Source organism: Streptomyces sp. NPDC018610 (genome assembly GCF_044391765.1).
Lineage (GTDB): Bacteria > Actinomycetota > Actinomycetes > Streptomycetales > Streptomycetaceae > Streptomyces.
The window spans coordinates 124,296-147,655 of the sequence record NZ_JBISAL010000006.1; the positions used below are offsets into that span (position 1 = coordinate 124,296).

The 23,360-nt window shown below is 75.2% G+C and carries 24 protein-coding genes; 12 read left to right on the plus strand and 12 right to left on the minus strand.

The window, feature by feature from the left end:
• Nucleotides 1-27 precede the first annotated feature (27 nt).
• The gene (gene murQ / locus ACH5A8_RS17055; RefSeq protein ID WP_399002642.1) at nt 28-963 is read right to left on the minus strand and encodes an N-acetylmuramic acid 6-phosphate etherase; all 936 of its coding nucleotides are present in this window, start codon (nt 961-963) and stop codon (nt 28-30) included.
• A 261-nt stretch (nt 964-1,224) separates the two neighbouring features.
• Nucleotides 1,225-2,178, minus strand: a complete 954-nt coding sequence (locus tag ACH5A8_RS17060) for a MurR/RpiR family transcriptional regulator (RefSeq protein WP_399002644.1) — start codon at nt 2,176-2,178, stop codon at nt 1,225-1,227.
• A 57-nt stretch (nt 2,179-2,235) separates the two neighbouring features.
• Here ACH5A8_RS17060 and ACH5A8_RS17065 point away from each other — a divergent pair, with 57 nt between their 5' ends.
• Together ACH5A8_RS17065 and ACH5A8_RS17070 are read left to right on the plus strand one after the other, a co-directional pair.
• Nucleotides 2,236-2,622 carry a hypothetical protein gene (locus ACH5A8_RS17065; RefSeq protein ID WP_399002646.1) on the plus strand — a complete coding sequence of 129 codons (387 nt, stop codon included), beginning with the start codon at nt 2,236-2,238 and terminating at the stop codon, nt 2,620-2,622.
• 58 nt (nt 2,623-2,680) lie between these two features.
• The gene (locus ACH5A8_RS17070; RefSeq protein ID WP_399002648.1) at nt 2,681-2,959 is read left to right on the plus strand and encodes a DUF4031 domain-containing protein; all 279 of its coding nucleotides are present in this window, start codon (nt 2,681-2,683) and stop codon (nt 2,957-2,959) included.
• Here ACH5A8_RS17070 and ACH5A8_RS17075 read toward each other — a convergent pair.
• Both ACH5A8_RS17075 and ACH5A8_RS17080 read right to left on the minus strand, forming a co-directional pair.
• Nucleotides 2,941-3,984 carry a GNAT family N-acetyltransferase gene (locus ACH5A8_RS17075; RefSeq protein WP_399003183.1) on the minus strand — a complete coding sequence of 348 codons (1,044 nt, stop codon included), beginning with the start codon at nt 3,982-3,984 and terminating at the stop codon, nt 2,941-2,943. The two genes, ACH5A8_RS17070 and ACH5A8_RS17075, sit on opposite strands and share 19 nt — an antisense overlap.
• Before the next feature lie 52 nt (nt 3,985-4,036).
• The gene (locus ACH5A8_RS17080; RefSeq protein ID WP_399002650.1) at nt 4,037-4,690 is read right to left on the minus strand and encodes a hypothetical protein; all 654 of its coding nucleotides are present in this window, start codon (nt 4,688-4,690) and stop codon (nt 4,037-4,039) included.
• Between the two features lie 121 nt (nt 4,691-4,811).
• On the opposite strand from ACH5A8_RS17080, the gene ACH5A8_RS17085 reads away from it, so the two are divergent.
• Together ACH5A8_RS17085 and ACH5A8_RS17090 are read left to right on the plus strand one after the other, a co-directional pair.
• A complete protein-coding gene (locus ACH5A8_RS17085; RefSeq protein ID WP_399002652.1) occupies nt 4,812-5,486 on the plus strand; it encodes a maleylpyruvate isomerase family mycothiol-dependent enzyme in 675 nt (224 codons plus the stop codon).
• Nucleotides 5,487-5,574: 88 nt separating this feature from the next.
• The gene (locus ACH5A8_RS17090) at nt 5,575-6,297 is read left to right on the plus strand and encodes a copper homeostasis protein CutC (RefSeq protein ID WP_399002654.1); all 723 of its coding nucleotides are present in this window, start codon (nt 5,575-5,577) and stop codon (nt 6,295-6,297) included.
• Between the two features lie 311 nt (nt 6,298-6,608).
• Here ACH5A8_RS17090 and ACH5A8_RS17095 read toward each other — a convergent pair whose 3' ends face one another.
• Nucleotides 6,609-8,675, minus strand: coding sequence for a HelD family protein (locus ACH5A8_RS17095; protein ID WP_399002656.1), 2,067 nt, complete (start codon nt 8,673-8,675; stop codon nt 6,609-6,611).
• Between the two features lie 451 nt (nt 8,676-9,126).
• On the opposite strand from ACH5A8_RS17095, the gene ACH5A8_RS17100 reads away from it, so the two are divergent.
• Together ACH5A8_RS17100 and ACH5A8_RS17105 are read left to right on the plus strand one after the other, a co-directional pair.
• Nucleotides 9,127-9,318, plus strand: a complete 192-nt coding sequence (locus tag ACH5A8_RS17100; RefSeq protein ID WP_399003185.1) for a hypothetical protein — start codon at nt 9,127-9,129, stop codon at nt 9,316-9,318.
• 17 nt (nt 9,319-9,335) lie between these two features.
• Nucleotides 9,336-10,517: a glycosyltransferase 87 family protein gene (locus ACH5A8_RS17105; RefSeq protein WP_399002658.1), complete on the plus strand. Its 1,182-nt coding sequence runs from the start codon at nt 9,336-9,338 to the stop codon at nt 10,515-10,517.
• On the opposite strand, the gene ACH5A8_RS17110 is transcribed toward ACH5A8_RS17105, so the two are convergent.
• Nucleotides 10,480-12,126: a DNA repair helicase XPB gene (locus ACH5A8_RS17110; protein WP_399002660.1), complete on the minus strand. Its 1,647-nt coding sequence runs from the start codon at nt 12,124-12,126 to the stop codon at nt 10,480-10,482. The genes ACH5A8_RS17105 and ACH5A8_RS17110 overlap by 38 nt on opposite strands.
• Nucleotides 12,127-12,193: 67 nt before the next feature.
• Nucleotides 12,194-14,791, minus strand: coding sequence for a helicase-associated domain-containing protein (locus ACH5A8_RS17115; RefSeq protein WP_399002662.1), 2,598 nt, complete (start codon nt 14,789-14,791; stop codon nt 12,194-12,196).
• 218 nt (nt 14,792-15,009) lie between these two features.
• Here ACH5A8_RS17115 and ACH5A8_RS17120 point away from each other — a divergent pair, with 218 nt between their 5' ends.
• Both ACH5A8_RS17120 and ACH5A8_RS17125 read left to right on the plus strand, forming a co-directional pair.
• A complete protein-coding gene (locus ACH5A8_RS17120; RefSeq protein WP_399002664.1) occupies nt 15,010-16,098 on the plus strand; it encodes a hypothetical protein in 1,089 nt (362 codons plus the stop codon).
• 100 nt (nt 16,099-16,198) lie between these two features.
• A complete protein-coding gene (locus tag ACH5A8_RS17125) occupies nt 16,199-16,870 on the plus strand; it encodes an HAD family hydrolase (protein WP_399002666.1) in 672 nt (223 codons plus the stop codon).
• Here the strand turns inward: ACH5A8_RS17125 and ACH5A8_RS17130 are convergent.
• Nucleotides 16,846-17,097 (minus strand): hypothetical protein, encoded by a 252-nt coding sequence (locus tag ACH5A8_RS17130; protein WP_365524140.1) that lies wholly within the window; start codon nt 17,095-17,097, stop codon nt 16,846-16,848. The genes ACH5A8_RS17125 and ACH5A8_RS17130 overlap by 25 nt on opposite strands.
• A gap of 167 nt (nt 17,098-17,264) precedes the next feature.
• Between ACH5A8_RS17130 and ACH5A8_RS17135 the strand changes: the two genes are divergently transcribed.
• Nucleotides 17,265-17,648 carry a cold-shock protein gene (locus ACH5A8_RS17135; protein WP_399002668.1) on the plus strand — a complete coding sequence of 128 codons (384 nt, stop codon included), beginning with the start codon at nt 17,265-17,267 and terminating at the stop codon, nt 17,646-17,648.
• Between the two features lie 94 nt (nt 17,649-17,742).
• Here the strand turns inward: ACH5A8_RS17135 and ACH5A8_RS17140 are convergent, their stop codons facing one another.
• The 4 genes from ACH5A8_RS17140 to ACH5A8_RS17155 all read right to left on the minus strand — a co-directional run bounded on the left by ACH5A8_RS17140 (nt 17,743) and on the right by ACH5A8_RS17155 (nt 21,382).
• Nucleotides 17,743-18,627, minus strand: a complete 885-nt coding sequence (locus ACH5A8_RS17140; protein ID WP_399002670.1) for a 1,4-dihydroxy-6-naphthoate synthase — start codon at nt 18,625-18,627, stop codon at nt 17,743-17,745.
• Nucleotides 18,608-19,372 carry a futalosine hydrolase gene (locus ACH5A8_RS17145; protein WP_399002672.1) on the minus strand — a complete coding sequence of 255 codons (765 nt, stop codon included), beginning with the start codon at nt 19,370-19,372 and terminating at the stop codon, nt 18,608-18,610. The genes ACH5A8_RS17140 and ACH5A8_RS17145 overlap by 20 nt, the downstream gene beginning before the upstream one ends.
• Nucleotides 19,342-19,818: a DUF2771 domain-containing protein gene (locus tag ACH5A8_RS17150; protein ID WP_399002674.1), complete on the minus strand. Its 477-nt coding sequence runs from the start codon at nt 19,816-19,818 to the stop codon at nt 19,342-19,344. The genes ACH5A8_RS17145 and ACH5A8_RS17150 overlap by 31 nt, the downstream gene beginning before the upstream one ends.
• Before the next feature lie 127 nt (nt 19,819-19,945).
• Nucleotides 19,946-21,382: an MFS transporter gene (locus tag ACH5A8_RS17155; protein ID WP_399002676.1), complete on the minus strand. Its 1,437-nt coding sequence runs from the start codon at nt 21,380-21,382 to the stop codon at nt 19,946-19,948.
• Between the two features lie 573 nt (nt 21,383-21,955).
• Between ACH5A8_RS17155 and ACH5A8_RS17160 the strand changes: the two genes are divergently transcribed.
• The 3 genes from ACH5A8_RS17160 (at nt 21,956) to ACH5A8_RS17170 (ending at nt 23,316) form a co-directional block, all read left to right on the plus strand.
• Nucleotides 21,956-22,882, plus strand: a complete 927-nt coding sequence (locus tag ACH5A8_RS17160; RefSeq protein ID WP_399002677.1) for a DUF3027 domain-containing protein — start codon at nt 21,956-21,958, stop codon at nt 22,880-22,882.
• 66 nt (nt 22,883-22,948) lie between these two features.
• A complete protein-coding gene (locus ACH5A8_RS17165) occupies nt 22,949-23,110 on the plus strand; it encodes a DUF397 domain-containing protein (RefSeq protein WP_399002679.1) in 162 nt (53 codons plus the stop codon).
• A complete protein-coding gene (locus ACH5A8_RS17170; protein ID WP_399002681.1) occupies nt 23,107-23,316 on the plus strand; it encodes a DUF397 domain-containing protein in 210 nt (69 codons plus the stop codon). Before ACH5A8_RS17165 ends, ACH5A8_RS17170 begins: the two co-directional genes overlap by 4 nt.
• Nucleotides 23,317-23,360 lie beyond the last annotated feature (44 nt).

Genomic DNA, 23,360 nt, shown 5'->3' on the forward strand with positions numbered 1-23,360 from the left:
GCGCGGGGCCGGACCCTCCTCCCGCCGTCAGGCCCCGGCGCGGGTGAGGGCCGTGCGCAGGTGGCCGGCCGACGCGGCCAGCAGGCGGGCGGCGGTCGGGGCGTCCACCTCGGCCAGGAGGATCAGGATGGCGTTCTTCACCTCTCCGTTCGCGGCCGTCAGGGCCCGTTCGATCTCCTCGTCCGGCGCGCCGGTGGCGAGGGCGACGATCCGGCGGGAGCGGGCGCGCAGCTTCTCGTTCGACGCCCGTACGTCGACCATCAGGTTCCCGTACGTCTTGCCCAGGCGGATCATCGTGAGCGTCGAGATCATGTTCAGGACCAGCTTCTGCGCCGTGCCGGCCTTCAGACGGGTCGAGCCGGTCAGCAGCTCGGGGCCGACGACCACCTCGATCCCGTGCTCGGCGGCGGCGGCCAGCGCACTGCCGGCGTTGCAGGACAGGCCGATGGTCAGGGCGCCCAGCCGGCGGGCGTGCTCGACCGCGCCGACGGCGTAGGGGGTGCGGCCCGAGGCGGAGACGCCGACCACCGTGTCGTCCGGGGTGAGCCCGAGGGCGTCCAGCGCCTCGACCGCCAGCTCCCGGGAGTCCTCCGCGCCCTCGACCGAGGTCACCATCGCCCCCGGGCCGCCCGCGATCAGGCCGACGACCTGTGAGGGGTCGGTGTTGAAGGTCGGCGGGCACTCGGAGGCGTCCAGCACCCCCAGCCGGCCGGCGGTGCCCGCGCCCGCGTAGATCAGCCGGCCGCCGCGTGCCATCCGCCCGGTCACCGCGTCGATCGCGGCGGCGATCTGCGGCAGCCGTTCGGCCACCGCACGCGGCACGGTGGTGTCCTCGGCGTTCATCAGCCGGGCGATGTCCAGGGTGGGCAGCCGGTCGATCTCGGCCAGCTCGGGGCGGAACGCCTCGGTCGTCAGCGTCTCCAGCTCGGTACGCAGCTCACGGTAGTGGGGCGTGGAGGTCATGAGGGACGGCTCTCTTCGTGCGATGACGATGCGGTACGGGTACGGGTGCGGGTGCGGGGGTCGTGCTGCGGGTGGGGCCGCGGGTGCGGAAGGGGATGCGCGGGGGGCGGGAACCCGGACGGGAACGACGACCGGCGGCGCCCGCCCGGGACGGCCTCGCCCCGGACGCCGCCCGCCGGGACGGCCCGTCCCCGGACCGCGCCCGCCCGGGGCGGTGTTCGGCCCGGGCGGTGCGCGCCTCGGGAGCCTCCCGGCGCCCCGCTACGAGCGCCGGTCCGTGCCCCGGGGGCTGTGCCGGTGGGCCAGCGCCTCGTAGGAGGCCGCCAGGGCCGGCGCCGCCGTCTCGTAGGTCCGCTGCGCCACGCCCACGAACAGGCAGTCCACGACCAGCAGTTGACTGGTGCGGGAGGACATCGCCGCCGGGCGCAGCTCGCTCTCGCGGGCCGTGGAGGTGGTCAGGACGTGATCGGCGTACTGGGTGACCGGGGCGTCGGGGCGGCCGGTGACCGCGATCGTGGTCGCGCCGCGCTCGAAGGCCACCCGCAGCGGCTCGATCACGTCCCCGGTGGAACCCGAGTGGGTGATCGCGATCGCCACGTCGCCTGCGCGCAGCTGCACCGCGTTGGTGACGGCGAGGTGCGGGTCGCTGTGCGCGTGCGCTATCAGCCCTATGCGCAGCAGCTTCTGCGTGAGGTCCTGGGCGACCAGGCCGGAGGCGCCGATGCCGTACACGTCGGTGCGGCGGGCGGCGGCGAGGGCGGCGACGGCCGCGCCGAGCTGGACGGTGTCGAGACCGGCGGCGGTGTCGGCGAGGGTCTGCTGCTCGTCGTAGGCGAGCTTGGCGACGACGTCGGCGATGGGGTCGTCCACCGCGATGTCGGTCGTTATGGCCGGCGCGCGCCCGGACTGCTGCTGGGCGGCGAGGCCCGCGAGGGCGAGGCGCAGGTCGCGGTAACCCGGATAGCCGAGCAGGCGGGCGGTGCGCACGACGGTGGCCTCGCTGGTGCCGGTGAGCTCGGCGAGGCCGGTGACGGTGAGGGCGGCGCAGCCGGCCGGGTCGCTCGCGACGGCCTCGGCGACGCGCTGCATGGAACGGGTCATGGAGGGCGCGAGCGTGCGCACCTTCGCCGCGAGGGCGGCCGGTGCGGGCGGCGCGCCGCCCTGGGCGCCCCTGGTGCCCGAGCCTGCGAAAATTTCCTTCACGTCCTGGGTCACACCATGAAAGCTATTTTCCGTACGGAGGTGTGGTCAAGAGTTACGCACAATGGAGACATGACAGACCCCATCAGCCCGCTGGAGCAGGCTCTGCACGCCGCGCGCGCCCTGGTGCTCGCCGACCTGGTGGCGGGCGAGGCCGCGAAGGCGGACGTCGTCTCGCTCGTCGAGGACTCCGTCGCCCAGCGCCGCTGGTGGGTGGAGCAATGGCCGGACGGCGCGCGGTACGTGGCCGGCCTGGTCGCGCAGGACGTCCAGGACGCGCTCCTGGAGCGGTACGGCCGCTGGCCGCTGTGCCCGGTGTGCGGCTACGGCGACCCGCACGCGCTGGACGTCGAACCGGAACTCGGCCCCGACCCGCACTGGGTGTGCGCGCAGGCGGGCGTGAAGGTCGCCCCGGTGGGCGCGCTGGCCCGCGCCCTGGGCGGGAAGACGCCCTCGTGACGGCCGCGCGTACGGCGGCCGGCCTCGCCGTGGCCGCCGCCGCGGCCCGGGTGGCCGCGTGACCGTCTACGTCGACCCGGCGACCTGGCCGGGCCACGGCCGTCTGTGGTCCCACCTCGTCAGCGACGTCTCCTACGCCGAACTGCACGTGTTCGCCGCCGACTTGGGCCTGCCGCGGCGCGCCTTCGACCGCGACCACTACGACCTTCCCGCGCACCGCTACCCGGACGCGGTGGCGGCGGGCGCGGTCGAGGTCAGCAGTCGCGAGGTGGTGCGGCTGCTGCACTCCGCCGGGCTGCGCCGCCGCAAGCGCCGTCCTCAGGAACGCAGTTCGTAGGCGACCGGGTCGCCGTCCTCGTCCACCCGGGCGAAGCCCGCGCGGGTGACCACCCGCTGGGACGGCAGGTTGTCCCGCTCGATCATCGCGAGCAGCCGCCGTACGCCGTCGCGGGCCAACGCCCAGCCCGACAGCGCGGTGAGCGCCTCGGTGGCGTAGCCGTGGCCGCGAGCCGCCTCGGCGAGGTCGTACCCGATCTCGGCGCAGCCGTCCGCGTCGGGCGCGCCGTGGAAGCCCATCGCGCCGACCGCGCGCCCGTCCTCGCGCCGCACCAGCGCGAACATGCCCCACTCGGGCCGGTGCACCCCGCTCTCGTACGCCTTCACGACCATCCCGGCGGCGTCCCGCGTCCCCGCGTAGGGGCCGCCCTCGACCCACCGGAAGCCGCCGTCGCCGCCGGCGCTCAGGTCGCGGGCGGCGGCCGGGCTGACGCCCTCCAGGGTGAGGCGTCCGGCGGGGATCGCGAGGGTGTTGCTCCACCGCCACTCGGTGACCGGGTCGCGGCCGGGCAGCTCGCCGCGCCCGGTGGCCCACAGCAGGGTCGGCCAGGGGGCCTCACCCGGCCGGACGTGCGGGAAGATGCGGGCGAGGAGGTCCTCGCACAGGTCGGCGGGCGGTTCGTACGCCAGGCCCAGGCCGGTGGCGATGTCGTGGGTGTGCAGCAGCACCTCGGCGATGCCCATCGCGGCGAAGCCCTCGCGGTTCGCGCTGCGGAAGGGGTACGGGTGGAAGGCCCTGACCTCGGGCGGGGTGGTGCGGACGGCGGCGGTGAGCAGCACGCCGGTCGTCTCGATCACGTCCAGGACGCCGTCGTTGCCGGTGCCCTCGTCGAAGGTGATCTCGAAGGGGACGTAGTCGCTTTGCGCGCGGCCCGCCAACTGCCCGGCGTAGGCGATGAGATCGCCCGCGATGTGCTCGGCGGTGTGCCGGCAGCTCCACTCGACCCGGCCGGCGCGCACCGTCTCCCAGTCCCGGTCCGTCGCCGTCCGCAGCAGCGCCACCGCGTCCGCGACGGCCCGCTCCACCTGTTCCCCGCCCCATGCGTCCATGACGCGCAGGGTAGGCGGGGGACCGGCGTCATCGCGACAGCATTTCCAGCTCGGCGGTGATGTTGTAGCGGGCCGTCGCCTCCCAGTGGCGTTCGCCGTAGGGGGTGCGGAACAGGCGGGGCAGGGCGAGGAGTCGGCGCAGCACGTCGGACCGTCCGGTGCGGAAGAGGTCGTCGGGCACGAAGTGGTACTCCTCGCGGACGCCGGCCGTGTAGGCGGCGTACGCGGACGGGGGCGCGGCCAGGATCGCGAGGTCGGCGTCGCACAGGACCCGCCCGTCGCGGTCGTCGCCGGCCGGGTCGTGGGTGACGGTGAGGCGGACCAGCCGGGCCACCTCGGCGGTCGTGTCCGGCGCCACCCCGGCCTCGGGCAGCGCGCGCTCGGCGAGCCGGGCGGAGCGCTCCTCGTTCTCCGACCGGTCGGGCAGGTACACGGCGTCGTGGAACCAGGCGGCCAGCCGCACGGTGTCCGGGTCGGCGGCGTACTCCTCCAGCACGTCGACGTGGTCGAGCACCGCGGTGAGGTGGGTGAGCGTGTGGTAGTGCCGCTGCGGCTCCTTCCAGCGCCGCAGCAGGTCGTCGGCGTAGGGCGCGGGGTCGGGGCCGCCTTCGGGGCCGCGGGCGCTTTCGAGGGCGCGCGTGAAGCGGGCCCGGAGGGTGTCGAGGTCGGCGTGATCGGCCATGCGCCCATTCTCCCGCCGGCCCGGTCCGATCCGAAGGGAGTACCCGGTGCCGCGGCCGGGAAGGTTCACCGGGCGTAGCGGATCGGGCGGGAACTCGGCGACAGCCCTTAGCGTGGTCGGCATGACTTCTCTTGAGGTGCAGGAGACGAGGGACCCTGAGCTGCCCGGGCGGTTGCTGACCTCGGAACGGGACGCGCTGATCCCGTTGCTGCGGGAGCGGCCGGAGGCCGACTTCGCGCTGCCGACCGCCGGGTGCCCGGGGTGGGCGGTGCGGGACGTGCTCGCGCACTGCGGGGCCGCTCTGACGCGGGTGGTGGAGGGCCGGTTCGAGAAGGGCGTGTTCTCGCCCGAGTCCAACGACCGGGACATCGCCGAGCGGGCCGACTGGTCGCACGGGCGGGTGCTGGACGAGCTGGAGCGGGGGATGACCGAGGCCGGCGCGGTCATCGCGAAGGGCGACGGGGCGCTGGACCTGGTCGCGTTCGGCGTATGGGTGCACGCCGGCGACGTGCGCGAGGCCTTCGGCGAGCCGGGCGCGTACGGCGGCGCGGGGCTGGCGTACGCGCTGCCGCTGCTCGCCCGCGTCACCCGCGACCGGGGCCGGCTCGCCGTGCACGCCGACCTGGACGACCTGGACGAGCCGCTGCGGCTCGGCGACATGAGCGGCGCGCGGACGCCGGCCCGGTACATCGGCGACGCCGCGACCCTCGTACGGCTGTGCGCCGGGCGTCCGCTGCCCGCGGGCGGCTACGAGCTGGCGGGCGCGGAGGAGGGCGAGCTGAACATCTTCGGCTGACCGGTTCCCCATGCGGGGACCTCCCCGGCGTACCCTGATATTGGACTAGACCTGTCAAGCCCCAGGGGAAACCGAGGAAAGGGGTCCCATGAGCATGCGTGCAGCCCTGGAGGTGATCGCGCTCGACGTCGAGGACGCGGTCGCCGCCCAGGCCGGAGGCGCGGACCGCCTCGAGCTGGTGACCGACATGGCGGCCGACGGGCTCACCCCGTCGGTCGGGACCGTGGCCGAGATCCGCGCCGCCGTCGACATTCCGCTGCGCGTGATGGTGCGGCTCGCGGACGGCTTCGCCGCGGGCGGCGCCGGGGGCGTGGACAGGCTGGCCGGGGTCGTCGGCGCACTGCGGGAGGCGGGGGCCGAGGAGTTCGTCCTCGGCTTCCTCGACGAGGACGGCGGGGCGGACCTCGCGGCCGTGGAGCGGGTGGTGGACGAGCTGGACGGCTGCCGGTGGACCTTCCACCGGGCGATCGACCGCGCCGCCGACCGGGACGCCCTGCGCAAGCAGCTGGACGGGCTGCCCGGCCTGGACACCTATCTGACGGCGGGCGCGGCCGGCGGGGTCGACGACGGGCTTCCCACCCTGGTCGCGGAGGCGGCCCGCAGCGGGGAGCCCGGCTACGAGCAGCGGATCATGGTCGGCGGCGGTCTGCGCCTCGACCACGTGCCGGCGCTGCGCTCGGCCGGCATCGACGCCTTCCACATCGGCGGCGCGGCCCGCCCCACCGGCTGGGCCGGCCCGGTCTCCGTCGGCGCGGTCGCCCAGTGGCGCGCGGTACTCGACGGCGAGGCGGTCCACCGCCCGGCGGTCTGAACCCCGGACCGGACCGGGCCGCACCGCGCGCCGCCGCCGCGCGCCCCGGCCCCGGCCGCCCGTACCGGGCCCGGCGGCCGGGTGCGGGGCACGGATGGCCGCACTCATGGCCGCCCGTACCGGTACGGGTCGCCCGCACCGGACCCGGCGGCCCGCGCCACCGACGGCCGCCCCACCGGGCGGCCCCGGACGGCCGCGCCGCTCACGGCCGCCCGGTCCGCTGCGGGCGGCGGCGTCCGCCCCGGCCCGCGCCCGTCGGGCAGCGGCGTCCGCTCAGGGCGCCGGTCCCCCCGCGCGCTCGCCCACGGCGGTTACGACAGCTGGGGCGGCAGGGCGGTGGTGTGGGTGACGACCAGGCCGGAGACGGCTCGGGTCAGGGCCACGTACAGGCGGCGCAGGCCGGTGCGCTCGTCGGGTTCGCCGTCGACCACGGCCCGCGGCTCGTCCAGGACGACGTAGTCGTACTCCAGGCCCTTGGCGAGCGAGGCCGGGACCAGGGTGAGCCGGGTCTCGGCCGTCGTCTCCTCGCCGGGGGACAGATACGTCAGCCCGGCCGCCGTCAGCGCCTCGGCGAGGACCGGCACCCGGGCGTCGGCGGCGATCAGGCCGGTCGAGCCCTCGTGGCGCAGCAGTTCCTCGCAGGCCGCCACCACGTCCGCGTCGCCCTCGCTCGCACGGACCTCGAAGAAGCCGGGGTTCTCACGGACCGAGGCGACCGGGGTCAGCCCCGGCGCGATGTGCGGCAGCAGCCGGGAGGCGTAGGCGATCACGTCCGTGGGGACGCGGAAACCGGCGGTCAGCTCCTCGATGACGCCCTCGCCCTTGCCCAGGTGCGAGAGCGCCTCCTCCCACGTCCGGGTCGCCCACGGCGTGGTGCCCTGCGCGAGGTCGCCCAGCACGGTCGCCGACCCGGTGGTGCAGCGCCGCCCGACCGCCCGGTACTGCATGGGCGAGAGGTCCTGCGCCTCGTCCAGCACCACGTGCCCGAGGGAGTGCGTGCGCTCGACGAGGTCGGTGGCCTCGTCGATCAGCACCGCGTCCGCCGCCGACCACTTGGCCGACCTCACCGACCGCACGGGCCTGGCCCACAGGATCGTCTCGCGCTCGTCCTCGGTGAGGATCCCCTCGGCGTGGGCGGCGAGGAACTCCGCGTCGGTCAGCAGCCGCAGCACCAGCTTCGCCGGGTCGACCGGCGGCCAGATCGCCTTGACGGCCGCCTTCACCGCGGTGTTGCGGGCGACCGCGTCCTGCACCCGGTCGTCCGGGGCCTCGCCCGCCCGCTCCATCTGCACCAGCACCGCGTGGGCGATGCGCTGCGGCAGGGCCTCGCGGGCCGCCCCGTAGCGGATGCCGCGGTCCAGCAACTCGCGGACGACCTCCTCCAGTTCGTACGCCGGGACCCGCCAGCGACGTGAGCCGCGCACCACCACGACCGGTTCGGTGGGCGGGGTCACGTGCGAGTACACCGCGCGCCGCAGCACCTCGGCCATGCGCGCGTCGCCCTTGACGATCGCCGCCGCCGCGCCGTCCGTGCCGCGCACCTCGACATGGGCCACCAGGTCGTCGACGGTCGCCTGCCGCACGGCCAGCTCGCCGAGCGCCGGGAGGACCTGCTCGATGTAGTGCAGGAAGGACTTGTTCGGCCCGATGACGAGGGTGCCCGTGCGGGCCAGGCGCTCGCGGTGGGCGTAGAGCAGATAGGCGACGCGGTGCAGGCCGACGGCGGTCTTCCCGGTGCCGGGGCCGCCCTGCACGCAGACGGTGCCGGACAGTGCGGAGCGGACGATCTCGTCCTGCTCGGGCTGGATGGTCGCGACGATGTCGCGCATCGGGCCCACGCGCGGGCGCTCGATCTCCTGCTGGAGCAGCTTGCTGGTGGCGGCGGCCTCGGCCGGGTCGGACAGGTGCTCGTCCTCGTAGGCGGTGAGGTCGCCGCCGGTGTAGCCGAAGCGGCGGCGCAGCGCGACGTCCATCGGGTCCTTCTTGGACGCGCGGTAGAACGGCTGCGAGACCGGCGCACGCCAGTCGATGACCATCGGGTCGCCGTCCGCGTCGTGCACGTGCCGCCGCCCGATGTAGAACTGCTCCCCCTGCGCGCCCTCGGCCAGGTCCGCGCCCGGGCTGTGCAGGTAGTCGAGGCGGCCGAAGAACAGCGGGGTGTCGCTGAGGTCGGCCAGGGCCTTGATCCGGTCCTCGATCTGGCGGGCGAGGATCTGGGCGTTGACCCAGTTCGCGGTGACGTCGCGGATGTCGAGGGACTCGACGTCCTCGCGCATGGCCCGCAGCGCGGCGCGGGAGGCGGCGAGGTGGGACCGCTCGCGGACGAGCGGGTTGTCGGCGGTCGGGGCGGCGGCCGGGGCGTCGGCGGGCGTGGACAAGGAAGTGCCTCCGGGGACCTACGGGACTGACGGCGGGGCCGGGTGCGGCCGCGCCGTGCGGCTGCGGGTTCTGCCGTCCGGTTTCCGTCCGGACGGCGGCGCTCCGCGAGGGAGGCGGGCAAGAGCGGAGATTCTAGGTGTTCGGGGGGAGCGGGGGCCAACCGATTTCCCGGCCCGGGCCCGACCGATTTCCCGGCCCGGGCCCGACCGATTTCCCGGCCCGGGCCCGACCGCATCCCCGGTCCGGGCCTGACCGCATCCCCGGTCGGGGCCCGACCGCATCCCCGGCCCGGGCCAGCCGATGCTCCTCCAGCCCCTAAGGGTCGTCACCCGGCCGGACTAAGGGGTGTGGTCCCTCCAGAGGGGTACGCGGTGGAGGACGAGGTCGGCTCCGCGGGGGACGCCCGCCTCAAGTCCCCGGATCCATCCTTGAGTCATGAGCGCAGCAACCATGAGCGCAGCAGCCATCCACCCGGCGCCCGCCGCCCGCCCCTCCGGCGCCACGGCCGTGCAGGGCAGCCACAGTCACCACCACCACCGCCTCGGCGACGTCCTGCACGCCGTGAAGGTGTTCGCGGGCGCCGCGTTCGACGTGGTCATCCTCGGCGAGTACGGCGAGGAAGCGGGCGTACGGCACAAATGACCGACTAGGGTCGGTCCGTGACGAAACGGACGGTGGCCCTCCGGTCGCATCCCGCGACCCCCTTCGTCCTCCTCGCCGTCTCCTTCCTCGCCCTGGGAACCCTGTTCGCGGTCCTGCGCGTCCCGATGCCGGACGCCGTGGTCTACCGCGCCGAGGGCGCCTCCGTCCTGCACGGCCGCGACCTCTACGGCTTCACGATCACCGAGGGGCGGCTGCCGGCCACGTACCCGCCGTTCGCGGCGCTGCTGTTCGTGCCGGTCGCGCTGCTGCCGGTGCCCGCGGTGAAGCTGGTGTTCTGCGCGGTCAACGCGCTCCTGCTGGTCTGGCTGGTCCGGCTCTCCGCCCGTCTGGCGGGCCGCGAGGCCGCCCTGCCGCGGGTGTGCGCGGGGACGGCGCTCGCGCTCTGGCTCGAACCGGTCTTCCAGACCTTCGGCTACGGGCAGATCAACCTGGCGCTGGCCTGCCTGGTCCTGTGGGACCTCACGCGGCCGCCCGGCGCGCGCCTTCGGGGCGCGGCGATCGGGATGGCGACCGGCGTCAAGCTCACCCCGGGACTCTTCGTCGTCCTCCTGCTGCTGCGCGGGCGCGGCCGGGAGGCGGCGACGGCGACGGCCGCGTTCGCCGCCACCGTCGCCCTGGGCGCGCTCGTGCTGCCCGCGGCGAGCGTCGAGTACTGGACGCGGCTGTTCTTCCGGAGCGACCGGGTGGGCAAGACGTGGATCATCGACAACCAGTCCCTCCGAGGCCTGGTCGCCCGCGCGCTGCACGATCCGTCGCCGGGCCCCGCCTGGCTGCTGCCGGCGGTGGCGGTGGCGGCGGCGGGCCTGTGGGCGGCCCGGCGGGCGCCGAGCGAGCGGTGGGGCGTCCTGCTGACCGCCCTGACCGCCCTGCTGGTCTCGCCGATCAGCTGGTCCCACCACTGGGTGTGGTGCGTGCCGCTGATCACCGTGCTGCTCGCCGAGGGCCGCCGCGTGTGGGCGGCCGTCGCCCTCGTCTGCTTCACCGCCCGCACGATGTGGCTGGTGCCGCGCGGCGGCGACGGCGACCTGAGGCTGGCCTGGTGGCAGCAGCCCCTGGCCTCGCCCTACCCGCTCCTCGCCCTGGCCCTGCTGGCGGCCGCGGTGGGGGACCCGCGCCGGGGCCGCTTCGCCGCGCCGCCGGTCAGACCTCCCCTGCCAGCAGCTCGTCAGCGTCCATGATCCGGTAGGCGTAGCCCTGTTCGGCCAGGAAGCGCTGGCGGTGGGCGGCGAAGTCCTGGTCGATGGTGTCGCGGGCGACCACCGAGTAGAAGTGCGCCTGGTGGCCGTCGGCCTTGGGGCGCAGCACGCGGCCGAGCCGCTGGGCCTCCTCCTGGCGGGAGCCGAAGGTGCCCGAGACCTGGATGGCGACGGTGGCCTCCGGCAGGTCGATGGAGAAGTTGGCGACCTTGGAGACCACCAGCACGTTGATCTCCCCCTCCCGGAAGGCGTCGAACAGCTTCTCGCGCTGGGCGTTGGACGTCTCGCCCTTGATGACGGGGGCGTTCAGGTGCTCGCCGAGTTCGTCGAGCTGGTCGATGTACTGGCCGATGACGAGGATCTGCTGACCGGCGAAGCGGCGCACGATCGCCTCGGTGACCTTCCGCTTGGTCGCGGTGGTCGCGCAGAAGCGGTACTTCTCCTCGGTCTCGGCGGTGGCGTAGGCCAGGCGCTCGGAGTCGGTGAGGTTGACGCGGACCTCGACGCAGTCGGCGGGCGCGATGTAGCCCTGCGCCTCGATCTCCTTCCAGGGAGCGTCGAACCGCTTCGGCCCGATGAGGGAGAACACGTCGGACTCGCGGCCGTCCTCGCGGACCAGGGTCGCGGTCAGGCCGAGCCTGCGGCGGGCCTGGAGGTCGGCGGTGAACTTGAAGACCGGCGCGGGCAGCAGGTGCACCTCGTCGTAGACGATCAGGCCCCAGTCGCGGGAGTCGAACAGCTCCAGGTGCGGGTAGACGCCCTTCCGCCGCGTGGTGAGCACCTGGTACGTGGCGATGGTGACCGGGCGGATCTCCTTCTTCGTACCGCTGTACTCGCCGATCTCGTCCTCGGTCAGCGAGGTCCGCTTCACCAGCTCGTGCTTCCACTGCCGCGCGGAGACGGTGTTGGTCACCAGGATCAGCGTGGTGGACTTGGCCTGCGCCATCGAACCCGCGCCGACCAGCGTCTTGCCCGCCCCGCAGGGCAGCACGACGACGCCGCTGCCGCCGTGCCAGAAGTTCTCCACGGCCTGCTTCTGGTAGGGCCTGAGCGTCCAGCCGTCCTCGTGCAGGTCGATCGGGTGCGCCTCGCCGTCGACATACCCGGCCAGGTCCTCGGCCGGCCAGCCGAGCTTGAGCAGCGTCTGCTTGATCTGCCCGCGCTCGGAGGGGTGCACGGCCACGGTGTCCGGGTCGATCCGCGCGCCGACCAGCGGGGCGACCCGCTTGGACTTCAGCACCTCCTCCAGCACCGGCCGGTCGGTGGTGGTGAGCACCAGCCCGTGTGCGGGGTGCTTGGAGAGGGTGAGGCGGCCGTAGCGGTCCATCGTCTCGGCGATGTCGACGAGCAGCGCGTGCGGCACCGGGTAGCGGCTGTACTGCACCAGCGCGTCCACGACCTGCTCGGCGTCGTGCCCGGCGGCGCGCGCGTTCCACAGGCCGAGCGGGGTCACCCGGTAGGTGTGGATGTGCTCCGGCGCCCGCTCCAGCTCCGCGAACGGCGCGATGGCGCGACGGCAGTCGTCGGCCTGCTCGTGGTCGACTTCGAGAAGGAGGGTTTTGTCTGACTGGACGATGAGCGGACCATTCACGCGCGGCACCCTTTCCGTTCGGCCGCACCACACGGCCAATCCTCCAGTGTGCCTTACCGGCAGCCGGTCACGACGGGTCCGCGGCGGCTTCCTCCGCGAGCTCCGCCACACCCGTGATCCGGTGCAGCGGATAGGTGCGGATCTCGTCGGCGGTGTGGTCGTACGCCGTCACGAAGCCGCCCTCGACGCGGATCGGGGCGATGACGCGCTGGCTGGCGGCGCCGTCGGCGTTGACGTAGCCGATCCACAGGGTCTCGCCGGTGAGGACGGCGGCCTGCACGGTGGCCAGGGTCTCGGCCGCGCTGGTGCGCGGCAGGTCGCCGTCGGATCCGTCGTGGGCCCGGGACGCGGTCGGTCTGCGCGGGGCGGTGGAGGCCAGGTCGCCCGCGCGGATCGCGCGGATCGCGGCCGACAGCAGGGCGCCGTCCGGCGCGGGCGGGCCGTCCGGGACCGGCTCGGGGGCGGTGCGCGGCGGGGTGCGGTGGGAGTCGGCGCGGGCGATGAGCACGTCGCCGGCGGCGGACTCGGCGGCCGGCGCGTACCCCATCGCGCGCAGCCCCTCCAGCAGCGTGCCCGGGTCGGCCTGCGCGGCCAGCACGGTCGGCGCGAGCCGGCGCAGCCCGAGGCCCGCGGACCGCTTGTCGGCCAGGATCTCGTTCAGCAGCGCGTCGTCGTCGCAGCGCACGTACGCCGAGGCCGCGCCCACCCTGAGGTGCCCGTGCTTGCGGGCCACGTCGTCGATCAGGTACGCCAGCGGCTGCGGCACCGGCGTACGGGAGTGCTCGGCCAGGAAGGCGTGCACGTCGGCGGCGCTGCGGCCGGCGTCCAGGGCGCGGCGTACGGAGGCCGGGGTGAAGCGGTAGACGGTCGCGCCGCCCTTGGACTCGACGTCGGCGAGCACGCCCAGCACGTCGGCCAGCGGCCGGCGCAGCGGGCCGGGCGCCACCGCCGTCAGGTCGGCCTGGAGCAGCACGTGGTCCAGCGGTTCGGGCAGCAGCGGGGCGAGCAGGCGGGCGGCGGCGGCCGTGGCGGTGGCCCGCTCGGCGGGGGACAGGGGCGCGGGGCCGTACGGGGGACCGGCGGGCGGGTGGTGGTGCTTGTGGACGGGCAGCTTGTCGCCGGGCCCGGCCGGCGTCGCCTCGGCGCCGGAACGGTCCGCGCCCGCCGGCCCCTGGGGCGCGCCCAGCAGCGCCCGCCCGTGCGCGGACAGCGCGCCGCGGCCCGTCACGCCCAGCAGCTCCGCCTCGGACAGCGTCCACCGGGCCAGCCGGGCCCGCAGATCGTGGTCGCCCTCGCGCTGCGGCCCGCGCAGCGGGCGCTCCCAGCGCAGCCGGGCCAGCACCGACTCGGCGTCCGGCGCGGCGCCCTCGGGCAGGGCCGCCAGCAGGGCCAGCGCCCGGTGCCGTACCTCCGGGGCGGCCGAGCGGTCCAGGCCAGGGCCCAGCGCGGACAGCGTGCGGTCCTTGGCGTCCCGTCCGCCGATCACGCCCGGGGTACGGGTCGCCGCCAGCCAGGCCTGGGCCAGCTGCGCCCAGCGGTCGGCGGGGGGCCGCTCCAGCCACTCGTCGTACGCCGGGGTCGCCGCGTACCGCTCGTCGGCCTCGCCGTCGGAGGCCAGAAGTCCGGCCGCGTAGGCGAGTTCCACCCAGAAGGCGGCCACCGGCTCGGGCACGTCCAGGGCGACGGCGGTGCGCTTGAGGTCGCGCACGCTCAGGCCGCCGGCGCGCAGGACGGTCGGCCCGCCCTCGTCCCAGTCCTTCAGCAGCTCCTCGACGGTGGCGAGCGCGGTGTACGCCTGCCCGGCCGCCGTCGCGTCCACAACCTGTGGACGGTGCGTCGCGCTCGCCGTCACGGCGGGCGGCACCGGCTCGGGCGTGCGGTGCGCCCGCCCGGCGCGCAGGTGCAGGGCGACCTCGCGGGGCAGGACGACGGTGCCGGGCTGCGTGGGCAGCAGCAGGCCGCGGTCCAGCAGCAGGCGCAGCCGGGGCGCCGGATCGGCGGTGACCTGGCCGTACGGCGGCCCCCAGACCAGGCGGTCGAGCACGTCGAGGGAGTCGGCCGGCACGTCGGCGAGCAGCGCCGCCATCCGCTCCCGGTCGGTGAACAGGCCGGTGAGCGCGGCGACGGCGGAGACGGAGTCGTGCGTCGACGGCAGTCCGGCGGCGGCCACGATCTCCTGGATCCGCCCCGGCGACATGCCCGCCGTGGCCTCCCGCACGGTCGGGCCGAGCCCGGTGGGGGAGGGGTGCTGCGGGGACGGCGCGAGCAGTTCGCGCGCCGTGCGCACCAGGTGCAGCCGGTCGTCGGCGCCCCAGACGAGCGCCTGTGCGCGCAGGGCGCCGAGCGCGTGGGGCAGCGCGGCGGCGACCTCCGGGTCACCGTCGTCCCCGGCCGTCAGGCCGAGCAGTTCGCCGTACGACGCCGGGTCGCCGGCCACCGCCAGCGCCTCCGCCGTCTGCAACGCGAACCGGTCCAGCCGCTCCAGCGCGCGCACCACCGAGGCACGGGTCCCGGCCCGGGTGGCGAGCTGGGTCAGGTCGGTCGGGACGGGCGTGATGAGGTCGGGACGGCTGCGCAGCAGCGCGGCCAGCGAGGCGTCGTCACGCTCACGAAGCGCCTCCGCCAGCGATCGGGGGGCTGCCGCCGGTTTCTCATCGCCGCTCATCCGACCCACGTTAGCGGGTGGGACCGACGCGGGGACACGTGCGCGGGGCCGCAGGGCCCGGTCCCGGGCCGCGCCTGGCTCCACCCGCCGTCCGCACCGCCGGGGGCGGGTGGTCGGTGGTGGGGGCGGCGCGCGGTGTGTGGGGCGCTTCGGGTGGTGGGGGCGTAGGCGGTACCTTCGTCCCACGGGGTCATCGGCCAGCCGCCCCGGAGGGGTTCGTGGGGATCGAGAGCGACCAGGTCGTCTACGAGTATCTGAGCCGCGTCGGGGACGTGGCACAGCAGCGGCAACTGCCGTCGGCCACCCGGATGCGCCTCGTCTCGGAGCTGCGCAACGAGATCGACCGGTGCCGGGCGAAGGCGGCCGTGGACAGTCCCGCCGCCGTGCGCCGCATCATCGACCGCCTGGGCAGCCCCGACGACATCGTCGCGGCGGCGGGCGGCTCCGCGCCGGGCCCCGGCGGCCCGCGGGCCCAGGCCCCGTCCGTGCCCGTGCAGCGCGAGCCCGAGGCCCCCGCGCCACGGCCCGCGGCGGAGCGTCCGGCTCCGCCACGGCCCGCGGCGGAGCCGGACGACGCGTTTGGGACGGAGCGGGAGGCCAGGCCCAGGGGGCTGCGCAGGATCGTCCCCCGGCCGCGCCCGGCGCAGCCCGAGGCGGCGCCGCCACCGTCCCCCGTCGCCGCCCCGCCGCCCCACCTGGCGACCGCCGACCAGCTCGGCGCGACCGCCGACTGGTGGCGCACGGACGGCAGCCCGTTCGGGATCGGCGACGACGTCCCCGGCTTCGTCGGCGGCGTCGAGATCGCCGACCTGCTCAAGGCTCCGCCGCCCAAGGAGCCGCCGGGCGCGGCGAAGGCGGCGGAGACCGCGCCCGGCGCCCCGGCCGAAGCGGCCCCCGCCGAACCCGCCCCCGCGCGCAAGCGCTTCGGCCTGCTGCCCCGGCGTCCGGCGAAGGAGAGGACGGCGGGCGCCAGGTGGAGCAACCCCCTGCTCCTGCTGGCGGCCCTGCTGCTGGTCGGGGGCGCGGTGCTCGGCAACTGGTTCGCACTGCTCCTGGGCTGGGTCATCGCCTACGGCTCGCGGCGGCTGACCCCGACGGAGACCAAGTGGGCGGTCATGGGCATGCCCGGCCTGGCCGCCGCGGCCGGAGGCGTCTGGCTGTGGGGCCGGGGCGAGGGCCGCTGGGGCGACCCCCTCGCCCAGGACCACCTGAACGACGCGCTCGCCCAGACCTGGCCCTGGGTGGTCCGGGCGGCGGCCGTCCTCTCGGCCCTGTTCCTCCTGTGGCGCTCCCAGCGACGCGGGTAGCCGACGCGGGGGGAGGAGCGAGTGTGGCGGTCCCGCGTCGGAGGCACGTCACACGCCCCGGGCGGCGGGCCGCCCGGGCCCGCTCGGCACAATGGCCCATATGACTTCTCGCCCGCTGACCGTCGGTTTCGACCTCGACATGACCCTCATCGACTCCCGCCCCGGCATCCGCGCCTGCTATCTGGCGCTGTCCGAGCGGACGGGGACGTACATCGACGCCGATCTGGCGGTCACCCGGCTCGGGCCGCCGCTCGCCGAGGAGCTGGTCAACTGGTTCCCGGCCGAGCGGGTCGAGGCGGTGGCGGACCTGTACCGCGCGATGTACCCGGACTTCGCCGTCACGGCCACGCCCGCGCTGACCGGCGCCCGCGAGGCCGTCGAGGCGGTGCGCCGGGCCGGCGGCCGGTCGATCGTGGTCACCGCCAAGCACGAGCCGAACGCCCGGCTGCACCTGGAGCACCTGGGCATCGGGCCGGACGCCGTGATCGGCGGCCTCTGGGCCGAGCAGAAGGCGCGGGCGCTGCGCGAGTACGGCGCACAGGTGTACGTCGGTGACCACGTGGGCGACGTGCGCGGCGCCCGCGCGGCCGGCGCCCTCTCGGTCGCGGTGGCCACCGGGCCGTGCGACGAGAAGGAACTGCGGGAGGCCGGCGCCGATGTCGTACTCGCCGATCTGAGCGAGTTCCCGAATTGGTTTTCGGACTACGCTCAGGTCTTTTCGGCCGAAGATCCGCGGCAGGACTCGGACTATCCCGCTTCGCCCCGCGCCTGACGGCGGCCCGCGGCGATCGACCGGAGCACCCCGGCGCCGGCGATGAGGAAGCCGACGGCCATGAGCATGCTCAGTCCGAACATGTAGGTGGGAAAAGGCTTCGCACCGAGGAACAGCGGGGCCACCGTGACCATGGTGGCCACCGTGCCGAGGAAGAACACGATGGCGCCGGCACGGATCAGGCCGTCGCCGGGCGCGGCGGAATTCGGTTGGGTTTTGTCACGCACCGGACCAGGGTAGTTCCCAGCGCGAGGGAACAGCCGGGCGACGTCTTGTCAGCCGCCCCAAGACCATTAGCCTGGGTACCGGCGGGTCCGGGCGCGACCCGCCCGTGTGCTATCCAGAGCCGTTTTTCCGAAGCAGTTTTCCGACGAGTACGAGGACGAGGACAGACGTGCCTACCGGCAAGGTCAAGTGGTTCAACAGCGAGAAGGGCTTCGGCTTCCTCTCCCGCGACGACGGCGGTGACGTCTTCGTCCATTCCTCGGTCCTGCCCGCCGGAGTGGACGTGCTCAAGCCGGGACAGCGAGTGGAGTTCGGTGTGGTCGCCGGTCAGCGCGGCGACCAGGCCCTGTCGGTCACCCTCCTGGAGCCGACCCCGTCGGTGGCGGCGGCCCAGCGCAAGAAGCCGGACGAGCTGCTGCCCATCGTGCAGGACCTGACCACGCTGCTGGAGGACGTCGGCCACACCCTCAACCGCGGCCGCTACCCCGACAAGGCGCACGGCAAGAAGGTCGCCACGCTGCTGCGCGCGGTCGCCGACCAGCTGGACGTCTAGGGCCTCTCGTTCGGATCACGCCGGGCCCGGCCCGCCCGGCCCCGGACCGGCGGACCGGCGGGGCCGCGGCCCCGCCGGCCGGCGGGGCTCCGGCTCAGGGAAAGGCGAGCGCGTCCGGGCCGAGGGCCGGTACGAGTCCCTCGGCCGCCGCCCGCGTGAGCAGCCCGCGGACCGCCGCGTAGCCGTCGTCGCCGAGGTCGGCGGTGAACTCGTTGACGTACAGCCCGATGTGCTGGTCGGCGACGGCCGGGTCCATCTCCTGGGCGTGCTCCATCACGTACGGCCGGGACGCCTCGGGATCGTCCCAGGCGGCGCGCACGGAGGCGCGGACCGACTCGGCGAGCCGGGTCAGGGCGTCCGCGCCCAGCGACCGCCTGGCGATGATCGCGCCGAGCGGGATCGGCAGCCCGGTGGTGGCCTCCCAGTGCTCGCCCATGTCGGCGAGCTTGTGCAGCCCGTAGTTCTGGTAGGTGAAGCGGGCCTCGTGGATCACCAGGCCCGCGTCGACCTTGCCGTCCCGCACGGCCGGCATGATCTCGTTGAACGGCATCACCACGATCTCGCCGACCCCGCCGGGCACGGTGTCCGCCGCCCACAGCCGGAACAGCAGGTACGCCGTCGACTTCTCGCTGGGCACCGCGACCGTGCGGCCCTTCAAGTCGGTGCCCGCCTCCCTGGTCAGCACCAGCGGCCCGCAGCCGCGCCCCAGCGCGCCGCCGCACGGCAGCAGCGCGTACTCGCCGAGGACGTACGGCAGTACGGCGTACGACACCTTCAGCACGTCGGACTCGCCGCGCTCGGCCATGCCGTTGGTGATGTCGATGTCGGCGAACGTGACGTCGAGCGCGGGCGCGTCCGGGACCCGTCCGTGGGCGAGGGCGTCGAAGACGAACGTGTCGTTGGGGCAGGGCGAGTAGGCGATCCGCAGCTCTTCGGGAAGGCCGTGGCCGGCGGGCTGCTCAGGATTCAGCGGGCTCATGTGGGTTCCAACTCTCCAGTACGGGGGCCAGCTTCCCGAATGCCTCGGTCAGGGCGGCCAGGGCGTCGCCGATGCGCCAGGCGGCGCGGTCGCGCGGCCCGACGGGGTTGGAGACCGCGCGCAGCTCCAGCACGGGGACGCGGTGCGCGGCGGCGGCCTCGGCGACGCCGAACCCCTCCATCGCCTCGGTGAGGGCGCGGGGGTGGCGCTCGCGCAGGGCGGCGGCGCGGGCGGCGGTGCCGGTCACCGTCGAGACGGTCAGCGCGGCGCCGGTGGCCGCGCCGGTCGCGGCGGCGATAGCCCGTACGAGTGATTCGGGAGGGCGGTGGGTGGTGGCGCCGAAGCCGAGTTCCGTCACCGGCAGGAACCCGTCGCCGGTCTCGGCGCCCAGGTCGGCCGCGGTGATCTCGTCGGCGACGACGAGCGACCCGACCGGCGCGCCGGGCGGGAAACCGCCCGCGATGCCGGCCGACACGACCAGGCCGTACGGCGTGTCGCGGAGCGCGGCGGCGGTGAGCGCGGCGGCGGTGGAGGCGGCGGCGAGGGCGGGGCCGACCCCGGCGGCGAGCAGGTCCAGGCCGCCGAGGCGGTGCAGGGTCGCGCCGGGCAGCGGCACTTCACGCACCGTGCCCGGCAACGCCCGTGCCACCGCGTCCCGTTCGACCGGGACGGCGGTGGCGACGAGGACGCGCGGGGCGGGCGAGGCGGACGTGGTCAGGAGTCCTTCTGCAGCTTGAAGGTCCACACGCCCTTGGTGGACTTGTCGCCCTCCTTGATGGAGACCTTCGTCGAGTTGCCGGTGGCTCCGTACTGGGCGTTGAAGAAGACGCTGCCCGGGATGGTGCGGTACGTCTTGTTGCTGGAGTCGGTGAGCTGCTGGTCGTTCATCAGGATCGTCCAGCCCGCGTCGGCGATCTTGGGGTCGACGCCGAAGCGCACGGTGTCGTCGGGGTCGACCTTGATCGTCTCGATGCCCGAGGTGTCCTTCAGGCACTTGGCCAGGTCGGCGGCCGTCAGGTCCTTGCCGTCCTTGTAGCAGATGGCTTCCGAGTGCACCGAGTTGTCGCCTGCGGTGATCGTGGCCATCGGCGTCGGCTTGTCGCAGGCCGTCAGGACGAGCAGTCCGGCGGAAACGGCGCCGGCAGCGGCGACGGCGCGGCGGCGTCGCACGGCGGATTGCAGCGAGGTCATGGCCGAAGGCTATCGGGCACGTCCAGCCCCCCGCCCACGCGGGGGTGCGGCGTGCCGTCCGAGAGGGCCACGGCATCCCGATGGCCCACGCCGGCGACGGCCGGGACGACGCCTCCGCGGCCGGCCGTCAGGGCTGCCGGGCGCGGTCGGGGCCGGGCCGGCGGGCCGAGGCCAGCAGGCCCCGTACGGTGGTCAGCCAGCCGGTGGCCACGATCGCGGCGCCCACCGTCATGCCCAGCACGCCGTTCAGCGGCAGCACGATGCCGACCGCGCCGCCGAGCACCCACGCCATCTGCAGCAGCGTCTCCGAGCGGGCGAACGCCGAGGTGCGCACCGCCTCCGGCACGTCCCGCTGGATCAGCGCGTCCAGGGACAGCTTGGCCAGCGCCTGTCCGAACCCGGCGACCGCCGCCAGGCACGTCACCAGCACCGTGCCGAACAGGACCGCCGCCGAGACCGCCGCGCCCAGCGCGATCGCGACGACCGTCACGACGATGATCTCCGGGGCCCGCGACCGCAGCCACGCCCCGACCGCCGTGCCCAGCGCGTTGCCCGCGCCCGCCGCCACGCCCACCATCCCGAGCGACACCGCCGCGTTCTGCCCGGCCAGCGGGTGCTCGCGCAGCAGGAAGGCCAGGAAGAAGATCAGGAAGCCCGACAGGCAGCGCAGGGCCGCGTTGGCGGCCAGCGCGTGCGTGACGGCCGGGCCGACCGTGCGCAGGCCGGGCCGCCTGGCCGGCGTGCGGCACGGCCCGTGCCGCCGCTCCTCGTCCGCCGCGAGCAGCGCCCGGTCCTCGCCCTTGGCGGAGTCCACCTTCGGCGGCAGCGAGAACGACAGGAACGTTCCACCGGCGAAGATCACGAACGCGCCGTAGAGCGGCCAGCGCGGGCCGACCAGGTGCAGGGCCGCCCCGACCGGCGCGGCGGCCCCGGTGGCCAGCAGCCCGCCGAGCGTCACCCGCGAGTTCGCCTTCACCAGCGAGAACCGGGGTGGCAGCAGCCGCGGCACGACCGCGCTGCGGACCACCCCGTACGCCTTGGAGGCGACGAGGACGCCGAGCGCCGCCGGATACAGCTCCAGGCCGCCGCCGGCCGCGGCGCCCGCGATGACCAGGGCCAGCAGCGCGCGGGCGAGCATCGCGGCGGCCATCGCGGCCCGGCGGCCGTGCGGGAGGCGGTCCAGGAGGGGGCCGATCACCGGGGCGAGGAGGGTGAAGGGCGCCATCGTGATGGCGAGGTAGAGCGCGACCCGGCCGCGGGCCTCGTCGGTGGGCACGGAGAAGAAGACGGTGGAGGCGAGGGCGACGGTGATCATGACGTCGCCCGCGCCGTTCACCGCGTGCAGCTCGATCAGCTTGCCGAGGCCGGACTCGCCGGCGCCGTGCGCGTGGGTGGCCCGGCGGATGCCGCGCACGGTCCCCGTGAACGGGAGGCGCAGGGCACGGCCGACCGCGCGGACGGACCCGCCGAACCGGCCCGAACCGCTGCCTCGGCTGCTCCCCTCGGACCCCTGGGGCTCGTCGGTCCCGGCGGGTGTCTTCGGGGGCGTCCTGGGGGCTGCCACTCCGTCATACTGCCCCGAGACGGCCGTCGCTAGCGCCATTACGCCCCGGAACGCACCACCGGGCCCCCTGCGGACCACCCGGCCACCGGGCGGCGGCACGGTCCCGGCGGCGGGAGGTTCCGGCCGCGGCGCGCCGGTGGCGGTGACGGGTTCTCCCGGTGGTTTCCCCGGCGGATTCCCTGGCGGCTTCTCCCGGCCGCGTCGGCGGGACGTCCGGGCCGCCGACGCGCGGCGGCGGGCCCCGCGGGCATACGAGTTCCGGCACTGGCCAAAGGTCGTGGGCCGGGCGTGGGGCCCGCTGCCACGGGCCCGTGCGCCGGTGAATCCGCGCGCCGCGCGCCGGTGAGGCACCGTCGGTGTAGGCCCAGCGGCAGCGAGAAGGTAGCGTGCGTAGCGCGCCGTGGCGAACGTTCTCGGCCGCGCGCCTTACGGGCATACCGCAGAATGGATGACGTAGGTGCGCCCGAGCGCGATCGGGCGCGTACGTCGACGCGGTCCACAGGTCCGCTCCGTGCGCCCCGCCGCCTTCAGGCCGGCGCACCCGAGAGACGGCGTAGGAGAGAAGCGATACCTGTGAGCGCAGCGACCACGCGAAGCCGCACCCCCGACCGCCTGTGCGCCGAGGCCGTCGACCTCGCCCGCGCCGCAGCGGAGGAGGTGGCAGCGCCCGGCGTAGTCGGCGAGCACGTGGGCACGGTGGCCGAGGGTGACCGTGTGGTCACCCACTTCTTCGAGGCCAAGGAACTCGGCTACCGGGGCTGGCGCTGGGCCGTCACCGTGGCCCGCGCCTCCCGCGCGAAGATCGTCACCCTGGACGAGGCCGTGCTGCTGCCCGGCTCGGACGCGGTGCTCGCCCCCGAGTGGGTGCCGTGGAGCGAGCGGCTGCGCCCCGGCGACATGGGCCCCGGCGACCTGCTGCCCACGGACGCCGAGGACCTGCGCCTGGAGCCCGGTTTCTCCGGCGAGGACGCGCCGCCGCCGAACTCCGCCGTCTCCGAGGAGATGGCCGAGCTGGTGGAGGCGGAGGACGCCGAGGTCACCGACGGCCCGCCGCGCAACCTGCCCACGGCCCCCTCGCGCGGCTCCGTCGCGGCGGTCGCCGAGGAGCTGGGCCTGCGCCGCGCCCGGGTCCTGTCCCGCTACGGCCTGCACGTCGCGGCCGACCGCTGGGAGGAGGCGTACGGCGCGAAGACGCCGATGGCCCAGGCGGCCCCCGCCTCCTGCGTGAGCTGTGGCTTCCTCGCCCCGATCGGTGGCTCGCTCGGACAGGCGTTCGGTGTCTGCGCCAACGAGTTCTCCCCGGCCGACGGCCGCGTGGTCTCCCTGTCGTACGGCTGCGGCGGCCACTCCGAGGCCGCGGTCATGCCGAGGCCCCCGCAGCCGCCCGCGCCGGTGATCGACGAGACCCGGGTCGACCCCTTCCCGCTGCGCCCGGCTCCGGACTCGGGCTCGGTCCCGCCGGTCCCGGACGAGGACACGGCCGAACTGGGGCACTCGTAGGGACGCCGCCGCGGGGCGGGGAGGGCTCAGTCCTCCCCGAAGAGCTCCTCGGCCTTCGTCACGCTGATGGCACGAGTGAGCCAGGTCCGCAGAACGTCGAGGTGCGTCGAGGCCGCAACCACGCCTTGCCTGGTGCATGTCCGCGACTCCAAGAGGGTCGCGGGCCCTCGTCTCACGCTCGCCCCGGGCGCGTGGGCGGACTTCCTGACGTACGTCTCGCAGTCATGAGCCGTCAGGCACCCGCCGGGGACGCCTCCGAGCCGGCGTGGTCCAAGAGCAGTTACAGCGACGGCCCTGATGGCAACTCCTGCGTTGAGGTCGCCATGGCGTCCCGCACCGTGCACGTCCGCGACTCCAAGCACACCGAGGGCCCCCGGCTCGCCCTCACGCCCGCCGCCTGGGCGGACTTCCTGCCGTACGCCTCCGGGAACTGACCCCGACGACAAGCGCCCCGCCCTCAGCCCTCACCGGGGCGGGA